The sequence below is a fragment of the Paracoccus sp. DMF genome, assembly GCF_004407025.1.
Classification (GTDB): Bacteria; Pseudomonadota; Alphaproteobacteria; order Rhodobacterales; family Rhodobacteraceae; genus Paracoccus; species Paracoccus aminovorans_B.
Map to the genome: position 1 here is coordinate 1 of NZ_SOKV02000073.1, position 8,332 is coordinate 8,332.

The 8,332-nt window shown below is 67.6% G+C and carries 8 protein-coding genes; 6 read left to right on the forward strand and 2 right to left on the reverse strand.

Annotated features, from left to right (window positions below; genetic code table 11):
* Positions 1 to 81 precede the first annotated feature (81 nt).
* On the reverse strand, positions 82 to 975 hold the full coding sequence (locus E3D03_RS19410) for a MaoC family dehydratase (RefSeq protein ID WP_263568321.1): 894 nt from the start codon (positions 973 to 975) through the stop codon (positions 82 to 84).
* A gap of 10 nt (positions 976 to 985) precedes the next feature.
* Positions 986 to 1,993, reverse strand: coding sequence for a phosphotransferase family protein (locus E3D03_RS19415; protein ID WP_263568322.1), 1,008 nt, complete (start codon positions 1,991 to 1,993; stop codon positions 986 to 988).
* Positions 1,994 to 2,154: 161 nt separating this feature from the next.
* On the opposite strand from E3D03_RS19415, the gene E3D03_RS19420 reads away from it, so the two are divergent.
* From E3D03_RS19420 to E3D03_RS19445, 6 genes are read left to right on the forward strand one after another with little or no spacing between them, the layout of a single operon-like run.
* Complete coding sequence (locus tag E3D03_RS19420) at positions 2,155 to 3,597, forward strand: hypothetical protein (RefSeq protein ID WP_263568323.1); 1,443 nt, start codon at positions 2,155 to 2,157, stop codon at positions 3,595 to 3,597.
* Between the two features lie 4 nt (positions 3,598 to 3,601).
* Complete coding sequence (locus E3D03_RS19425) at positions 3,602 to 4,795, forward strand: acetyl-CoA acetyltransferase (RefSeq protein WP_263568324.1); 1,194 nt, start codon at positions 3,602 to 3,604, stop codon at positions 4,793 to 4,795.
* A gap of 13 nt (positions 4,796 to 4,808) precedes the next feature.
* Positions 4,809 to 5,261, forward strand: a complete 453-nt coding sequence (locus E3D03_RS19430) for a MaoC family dehydratase (protein WP_140849120.1) — start codon at positions 4,809 to 4,811, stop codon at positions 5,259 to 5,261.
* A complete protein-coding gene (locus E3D03_RS19435; protein ID WP_263568325.1) occupies positions 5,258 to 6,127 on the forward strand; it encodes an HpcH/HpaI aldolase/citrate lyase family protein in 870 nt (289 codons plus the stop codon). Before E3D03_RS19430 ends, E3D03_RS19435 begins: the two co-directional genes overlap by 4 nt.
* A gap of 2 nt (positions 6,128 to 6,129) precedes the next feature.
* Complete coding sequence (locus E3D03_RS19440) at positions 6,130 to 7,317, forward strand: acyl-CoA dehydrogenase family protein (protein ID WP_263568326.1); 1,188 nt, start codon at positions 6,130 to 6,132, stop codon at positions 7,315 to 7,317.
* 11 nt (positions 7,318 to 7,328) lie between these two features.
* On the forward strand, positions 7,329 to 8,246 hold the full coding sequence (locus E3D03_RS19445; RefSeq protein WP_263568327.1) for an SDR family NAD(P)-dependent oxidoreductase: 918 nt from the start codon (positions 7,329 to 7,331) through the stop codon (positions 8,244 to 8,246).
* Positions 8,247 to 8,332 lie beyond the last annotated feature (86 nt).

Genomic DNA, 8,332 nt, shown 5'->3' on the forward strand with positions numbered 1-8,332 from the left:
CGCCGCCTGCTCATCCGTCAATCCGAAATCCATCTCGTCCCCCATATCGTCGTGTTTCCCGGCCGGCGGGCGAGCCTCGCCTTAGCGCGAGGCCTCCATCTCGTTCGGCGCCGACGCCATCGCCGGCGCCAGCTCGACCCGGCCGCGATCCAGCACGATCACCGCGCGCTCGGCCACCCGCGACCGGAAGCGAATCTCGCCGCCGCCAAGATCGAAGATTTCGGTCTGGATGGTTTCTCCGGGATAGACCGGGCTTGAAAAGCGCAGGGACATGTGCCGCAGCCGTTCGGGCGCGCCGGGGCAAAGCACAGAGATCAGCGCCCGGCAGGCAATGCCCATGGTGCATAGCCCGTGCAGGATCGGCCGATCGAAACCGGCCTGCCGCGCCAGTTCCGGGCTGGCATGCAGCGGGTTCAGGTCGCCGCTGAGCCGATAGAGCAGCGCCTGCTGCGGCAGGGTGGCATGGCTCAGGACATGATCCGGCGCGCGCGCTGGCAGGGGCGCCAGCGGCGGCTCGGGCGCGCCGAACATGCCGCATCCGCCATCGCCGCGCAGCATGTAGGTCGAACTGACGCGGGCAGCGGGCCGGCCTTCGGCATCGGTCAAGGTCTTGCGCAAATAGAGCCATGCGCCCTTTGCCGCGCCGCCGTCGACGACGCCGGTGACGCGATATTTCGCGCTGACCTCGCCCTCGGGCGGCAGGGGGTGCAGGATGTCGAAACGCTGTTCGGCATGCAGCAGCTTCTGCCAGCCCAGCCGCAGTTCCGGGCGTTTCACCCACATGCCGGGATGCGCCAGGATGTTGACCATCGAGGGAACGGCGCGCAGATCGTTCTCATAGGTGAAGCGCAATTCGTCCTGGCTCAGCGGGTCGCTGCCGAAGCCGATGCCAAGCGCGTAAAGGATGCTATCCTTGCTCGAATAGCTTTGCCGGGTCTCGTCGAACCGGAAGCGGCGCAATACTTCAATATCCATTCTTCTCTCGTCACTTGCCCCGGCGGGCCAGGTAATCGGCGCTCGCCTCCAGGAAGGCGCGGCAATGCGCATCATCATCGTAGTAACAGTCTTCGCCGCGCTGACGCGACAGCACGTAGAATACCGCGGTCTTCCAGGCCACGAAGGCGGCGAACCAGTCCAGATCGGCCAGAGCCCGGCCCGTGCGTTCGCCGTAGCGGGACAGCAGATCCGGGATCGCCGGGAATTCCGCCTGATAGAGCGCCCGGCCAAGATCCTGCAACGGCGTGCGGGCGACTCCCGGCGCGGGATAGGCGATCATGAAATAGCCCAGGTCCAGCCGCGGGTCGCCGATGGTGCTGAGTTCCCAGTCCAGCACCGTCGCCAGCCGGGGCGGAAGCTCGGCCGCCCACATCAGGTTGCCCAGCCGGAAATCGCTGTGAACCACGCATTGCCGAACCGCATCGGGAACGCTTTCGTCCAGGCGCCCGGCCATGGTGCGCAGGGCCTCGCCTTCGTGGCCGGCAAGATCGGCAATCAGGCCGCGCAGCATGGCGAAGTGCTGGCGGTTGGCTTCGGGCTCGTCCAGCGGGCGCGCGGTGATCCGGGCGGCGTCGATGCCATGCAGATCGGCAAGCGCGTCGATCATCGCATGGGCCATGCCGCGGGGATCCTGCCGCAATGGCTCGGGCAAGTCGCCCGAGATCACGATGCCCGGCACATGCTCCATCACGTAGAGCGGCACGTCCAGCGCCTCGCCCGCCGCGGCCATCGCCAGGATCCGGGGCGCCAGGACGCCCGCGGCGTTGAGCTTGGCGATATGGCGCGCCTCGCGCAGCACATCGGGCGCGTTGGCACGAATCACGGGCTGGTGGCGCACGATCAGCCGCGAATCGTCCATCTCGACCAGCGAGGTTATGTTGGAGTGCCCCTCGCCGATGATCCGCACCTCTGGCCAGCCGCCTTGCGGCGCCAGTCCCCGGGCCTTGAGCCAGGAGATCAGCCGATCCGTGTCGGCTTCGGTCCAACTCCACTCCATGTCGTCGTCCTGTCTGCAGGTTTGCGCGCCTGCCCGGGCCGGGCCGGCATGATACTTTGACTGCTGGCATATTATAATGCAAAGAACATAGTTCAAGATAAATGTTATGCTTGCGTATCGTATGCATTAGTGCATATTTGCAGTGCACGGGAGGAAAAGGCATGGCGAACAGATCTATCCAAAGCACCGGCGCTTACCTGCCATTGCTGCGATTCGAGCGGAAGGCGGCGCGAGCCGAACTGGCCTGGTCGGGCCTGGGCGGGAACGGCAAGGGCCGCCGCGCGGTCGCGGGCTGGGACGAAGACGCCTTGACCCAGGCGGTCGAGGCGGCGCGCGAGGCGCTTGCCCAGGCGCAGGGCGCGATCGCGAGGGTGGTGTTCGCCTCGACCTCCTCGGCCTTTTCCGACCGTTCGCAGGCGGTGATCATGGCTGATGCGCTGAACATCGCCCGCGACGCAGAGACGGCCGACCTGGCCAACTGCCGCCGGTCGGCCGTCTCTGCGCTGCTGCGTGCGTTGCGCGGCGCGCCGGGAACCGAACTGATCGCCGCAGGGGAAAGGCGCCTGAGCCAGCCCGGCAGCGCGGCGCATCTGTCCTGGGGCGACGGCGCCGCGGCGGCGGTCGTCGGCGACGGTCCGGGCTTGGCGCGCTTGCTGGGGGCGGGCCGGGTCAACCTGGACCTGCTCGACAGCTATACCTCGGTTGCGCGCGGCTTGCCCTATGCCGCCGAGGAGCGTTTCTCGCGCGATTCCATGGTATCCGAGGCGCTGATCCCCGCCGCACAGGCGGCGCTGGCCGAGGCGGGGCTGCGCGGCGAGGATGTCGCGCTGGCCGTGGTGCCCGAGGCCGTGTCGGGGCTTTATGCCGCGGCGGCGCGCAAGCTTGGCATGACGGCGCCGAATGTCATCGACCGGCTGGCCCCCGAAGCCGGCGAGCTGGGCACCGCTGCGCCGCTGTTCGGGCTCGCGCTGGCGCTGGAGCAGGCCGAGCCGGGCCAGATCGTGCTGCTGGCGGGCTGCGGCAACGGCTGCGACGTGCTGGTGCTGGAGGTGACCGCCAAGACCCACAATCGCCCGGCGCACCAAGCGCTGGCCGAGGGTGTGCCCTTGACCAGCTATTCCCGCCTGCTGTCCCTGACCGGCGGCATCGAGCTGGACTGGGGCCCGCGCGCCGAGGTGAACCAGAAGGTTTCCGCCAGCGTGCTGGCCCGCCATGGGCGCGAGATGCACGGATTCGTCGGCGGCCGCGATCAAGGCGGCAACGTGCAATTCCCCAAGACGCCGATGCCGGTCAACCCGGCCCTGGCCGAGCCCGGCGTCTATGAGGATGTCATCCTGCGCGACGAACCGGCCCGCGTGGTCTCGATCACCGCGGACCGGCTGAACTTCACCCCCGATCCGCCCTTCTATTTCGGCCTGGTGCAGTTCGAGAACGGCGCGCGCGTGGTGATGGAGCATTGCGACGTCGAGGGCCAGGCGCAGCAGGTCGGCGCCCCCTTGCGGATGCGCTTCCGCATCAAGGCCATCGACCGGCAACGCCAGTTCCGCAGCTATTTCTGGAAGGCTGCGCCGCTGGCGCGTCCGCAGCTTGCAGCAAAGGAGTAACCCCATGGCACAAGGTATCCGCGACAAGGCTGTCATCCTCGGCATGGGCTGCACCCGCTTTGGCGAGCGCTGGGACATGAGCTCGGACATGCTGATGGCCGGAGCCTTCGAGGAGGCGCTGACCGATGCCGGCATCGCGCGCGACCAGATCGGCGCGGCCTGGCTCGGCTCGGCCCTGGACGACGTGAACGTCGGCAACTCGGCCATTCCGCTGGCCACGGCGCTGCGGCTGCCGCCGATGCCGGTCACCCGGGTCGAGAACATGTGCGCGACCGGGACCGAGGCGCTGCGGGCCGCGACCTATGCCGTCGCCTCGGGCGCGGTGGACATCGCCCTGGCGCTGGGGGTCGAGAAGCTCAAGGATACCGGCTTTGGCGGCCTGCCGATCCGCACCAAGGGATCGGTCAACGACCTGTGGATGCCCTATGGCTCGGCGCCCGGCACCTTCGCGCAACTGGCCGGGGCCTATGCCGCGCGCCACGGCATCGACGCGGGCGACCTGAAGCGCGCGATGGCGCATGTGTCGTGGAAATCGCACCAGAACGGGGTCCATGCCGAAAAGGCCCACCTGCGCAAGGCGGTCACGATGGAGACGATCCTGAATGCGCCGATGGTCGCCGACCCCCTGGGGCTTTTCGACTGCTGCGGCGTGTCGGACGGTGCGGCGGCCGCGATCATCTGCACGCCCGAAATCGCCCGCAGCCTGTCGCAGGACGCGCTGGTCTCGGTCAAGTCGGTGCAGGTCTGCGCCTCGAACGGCTGGGAGATGCAATATGGCGAATGGGACGGCTCTTATGTCCGCAACACCCGCATCGCCGCCGGCCGCGCCTATGACGAGGCCGGCATCACCCCCGCCGATCTGGGCCTGACCGAGGTCCATGACTGCTTCTCGATCACCGAACTGGTGACGATGGAGGATCTGGGCCTGTCGCAGGACGGCCGCGCGGTGTTCGACGTGCTGGATGGCGCCTTTGACGCGACCGGCCGGCTGCCCAGCCAGATCGACGGCGGGCTGAAATGCTTCGGCCATCCGGTCGGGGCCTCGGGCCTGCGCATGGCCTATGAGGTCTATACCCAGCTGAAGGGCCGCGCCGGCGCGCGCCAGCTTGCGAATATCGACTTTGGCCTGACGCACAACCTGGGCGGCCAGCCGTCGAACTCGGTCGCGGCGGTGTCTGTGCTGGGCCGGCTGCAATAACGGAGGAAAACGCATGGCAGGCAAGTATTACGAAGAGCTGGAGGCCGGCCACGTCATCCGCCATGACGTGCGCCGCACGGTCACCGACTGGGACAACATGCAGTTCTCGACGATGACCATGAACCCCGCGGCGATCCATATCGACCACGAATATTGCAAGACGACCGAGTTCGGCAAACCGCTGGTCAACAGCGTCTTCACGCTGGGGCTGGTGGTGGGCCTGTCGGTCGGCGACACCACGCTGGGCACCACGGTCGGCAACCTGGGCTGGGAGGAAGTCAAGTTCCCCAGGCCGGTCTTCGCCGGCGACACCATCCGCGCCGAAACCGAGGTGATCGCCAAGCGGGAATCGAAGTCGCGCCCGACGCAGGGTATCGTCACCTTTCTGCATCGCGGCCTGAACCAGCGCGATGAGGTGGTTTGCGAATGCAGGCGCCTTGCCCTGATGATGAAGCGCCCGTCATGAGGCTGACATCGCTGCTTTTCGTTCCCGCCGACAGCGAGAAGAAATACCGCAAGGCGCGCGAGACCGCGGCCGACGGGCTGATCCTCGACCTCGAAGACAGCGTGGCCCCGCCCAACAAGGATGCCGCGCGCGCCATGGTGGCCGGCTGGCTGGACGAGGGGCTGGACGGCCCCGCGCTGTGGGTCCGCGTCAATGCGCTGGACAGCGGCCTGACGCTGGCCGACCTGGCGGCGGTGGTCCGGCCGGGGCTGGCGGGGATCATGCTGCCCAAGGCCAACGGCGGGCAGGACGTGCTGCGCCTGGGCTATTACCTCGACGCGCTGGAGTCCCGCGCCGGCCTGCCGGCCGGGGCGATCCGCATCATCGTCGTGGCGACCGAGACCGGCCCGGCGATGTTCAACCTCGGCTCCTATGCGCCGGCGCATCCGCGGCTCGCGGCCCTGACCTGGGGCGCCGAGGATCTGTCGGCGGTCGTCGGCGCGACCTCGAACAAGGGCGCCGACGGCGACTGGTCGCAGCCCTATCAACTGGCGCGCAGCCTGTGCCTGATGGCGGCGGCTGCGGCCGAGGTTCCGGCGCTGGACACGCTCTATGCCGATTTCCGCAACGAAGCCGGGTTGATCGATGCCTGCGGGGTTTCGCGTCGCGACGGTTTCGCCGGCCGGCTCGCCATCCACCCGGCCCAGGTCGACCCGATCAACCGCGCCTTTGCCCCCTCGGACGCGGATCTGGCGCTGGCCGCCCGCATCGTGGCGGCATTCGATGCCGACCCCGGCCTCGGCACGATCGGCATCGACGGCAAGATGTACGACATCCCCCATCTGAAGCAGGCGCGGCGCACCCTCGCCAGTGTGCAGGAAGGATAACCATGTCCCAGACGACCAACCAATCCGCCGAGGAACTGGCCGAAACCCGCGCCGCGATCCGCGAGGGCGTCTGCGCCGTCGCCTCGCGCTTCGACGCCGATTACTGGCTCGCGCGCGACGAGGACGGGGTGTTTCCGCGCGAATACCACCGCGCCATGGCCGATGCCGGCTGGCTGGGCATCACCATGCCCGAGGAATACGGCGGCGCCGGCCTTGGCGTGACCGACGCCGCGATCATGATGCATGAGGTCGCCAGCCACGGCGGCGGCATGGCCGCGACCTCGTCGGTGCATATCAACCTGTTCGGGCCGCATCCGATCGTCGTTCACGGCACGCATGAGCAGAAATCCGAATGGATTCCCCGGCTGATCTCGGGCTCGGACCAGGTCGCCTTCGGCTTTACCGAACCCGACGCCGGCCTGAACACCACCCGCATCAAGACCTTTGCCGAGAAGGTACCGGGCGGCTATCGCGTGCGCGGTCAGAAGGTCTGGACCTCGACCGGCCAGGTCGCCAACAAGATCATGCTGCTGACGCGCACCACGAAATTCGAGGATTGCAAGCGTCCGACCGACGGCATCACCATCTTCTATACCGACCTCGACCGCAGCAAGATCGACGTGCAGCGCATCCCCAAGATGGGCCGCAAGGCGGTGGATTCCAACGCGATCTTCATCGACGACCTGTTCGTGCCCGACGAGCACCGCATCGGCGACGAGGGCCGGGGCTTCAGCTACATCCTCGACAGCCTCAACCCGGAGCGGGTGCTGATCGCGGTCGAGGCCATCGGCATCGGCCAGGACGCGCTGCGCCGCGCCACGCAATACGCCAAGGAGCGGGTGGTCTTCGACCGGCCGATCGGCCAGAACCAGGGCATCCAGCACCCCTTGGCCGAACGCTGGATGTATCTGGAAGCCGCCTGGCTGATGGCGATGAAGGCGGCCGAGCTTTACGACGCCGGCAAGCCCTGCGGCGCCGAGGCGAACACCGCCAAGTTCCTGGGCGCGCGCGCCGGTTACGAGGCCTGCGAAAGGGCGATCTTCACCATGGGCGGCTTTGGCTATGCCAAGGAATACCATGTCGAGCGGCTGTTCCGCGAGGTGGCGGTGACCCGCATCGCGCCGATCACCGAACAGCTGATCGCCAGCTTCATCGCCGAGAAGGTTCTCGGCCTGCCGAAATCCTACTGAAAGGCTGTTTCATGACCAAGGCAATGGAAGGCAAGGTCGTCCTGGTAACCGGCGCAGGCCGTGGCGTCGGGCACGGCATTGCGCTGGACATGGCGCGAGCCGGGGCCGCCGTGGTGGTCAACGATCTGGGCGTGGCGCTGAGCGGCGCCTCGGAAACCGGGCTGAGCCCGGCGCAGGAGGTGGTGGCCGAGATCGAGGCCCTGGGCGGTCGGGCCATCGCCGACGGCCATTCCGTCGCGGACTGGGACGGCGCCCAGGCAATGGTGCAGGCAGCGCTGGACAGTTTCGGGCGCATCGACGCGGTGGTCAACAATGCGGGCAACCTGCGCGACGTGCTGTTCCACCGCATGTCCGAAGAGGAGTTCGATTCGGTCATCGCGGTGCATCTGAAAGGCACCTTCAACGTCAGCCGCGCCGCCGCGCCGCATTTCAAGGAACAGGGCTCGGGCGCCTATGTGCATATGAGCTCGACCTCGGGCCTGATCGGCAATCTGGGGCAGGCCAATTATACCGCCGCCAAGCTGGGCATCGCCGGCCTGTCCAAGGCCATCGCCATCGACATGCAGCGTTTCGGCGTGCGCTCGAACGCGGTCGCGCCCTTCGCCTGGACGCGCATGGTCTCGTCGATCCCCGACGAGACGCCCGAGCAGAAGAAGCGCGTCGAAGGCCTCAAGAAGCTGGTCGCGGAAAAGATCGCGCCCTTCGTCGTGGCGCTGACCTCGGACGCGGGCAAGGAGGTGACGGGCCAGATCTTCGGCGTGCGCAACAACGAGATCTACCTGTTCTCGCAGCCGCGTCCGATCCGCACCGCGCATACCTCGGACGGCTGGACGCCGGAAACCGTGGCCGAACGGGTCTTCCCCATGTTCCGCAACGATTTCTATCCGCTGCACAAATCGGGTGACGTCTTCACCTGGGATCCGGTCTGAACAGACCGGAGGGTTCTGATCGGGGCGCCATCCCTCGCCGGGGCGGCGCCCGTCCAACAACGGGAGGGATGCATGAAGAAGGTCTA

What these genes read in the sequence shown, in the direction of transcription:
- E3D03_RS19410 (WP_263568321.1), bottom strand. Translation starts at nt 975, where the DNA reads ATGGATATTGAAGTATTGCGCCGCTTCCGGTTCGACGAGACCCGGCAA.
- E3D03_RS19415 (WP_263568322.1), bottom strand. Translation starts at nt 1,993, where the DNA reads ATGGAGTGGAGTTGGACCGAAGCCGACACGGATCGGCTGATCTCCTGG.
- E3D03_RS19420 (WP_263568323.1), top strand. Translation starts at nt 2,155, where the DNA reads ATGGCGAACAGATCTATCCAAAGCACCGGCGCTTACCTGCCATTGCTG.
- E3D03_RS19425 (WP_263568324.1), top strand. Translation starts at nt 3,602, where the DNA reads ATGGCACAAGGTATCCGCGACAAGGCTGTCATCCTCGGCATGGGCTGC.
- E3D03_RS19430 (WP_140849120.1), top strand. Translation starts at nt 4,809, where the DNA reads ATGGCAGGCAAGTATTACGAAGAGCTGGAGGCCGGCCACGTCATCCGC.
- E3D03_RS19435 (WP_263568325.1), top strand. Translation starts at nt 5,258, where the DNA reads ATGAGGCTGACATCGCTGCTTTTCGTTCCCGCCGACAGCGAGAAGAAA.
- E3D03_RS19440 (WP_263568326.1), top strand. Translation starts at nt 6,130, where the DNA reads ATGTCCCAGACGACCAACCAATCCGCCGAGGAACTGGCCGAAACCCGC.
- E3D03_RS19445 (WP_263568327.1), top strand. Translation starts at nt 7,329, where the DNA reads ATGACCAAGGCAATGGAAGGCAAGGTCGTCCTGGTAACCGGCGCAGGC.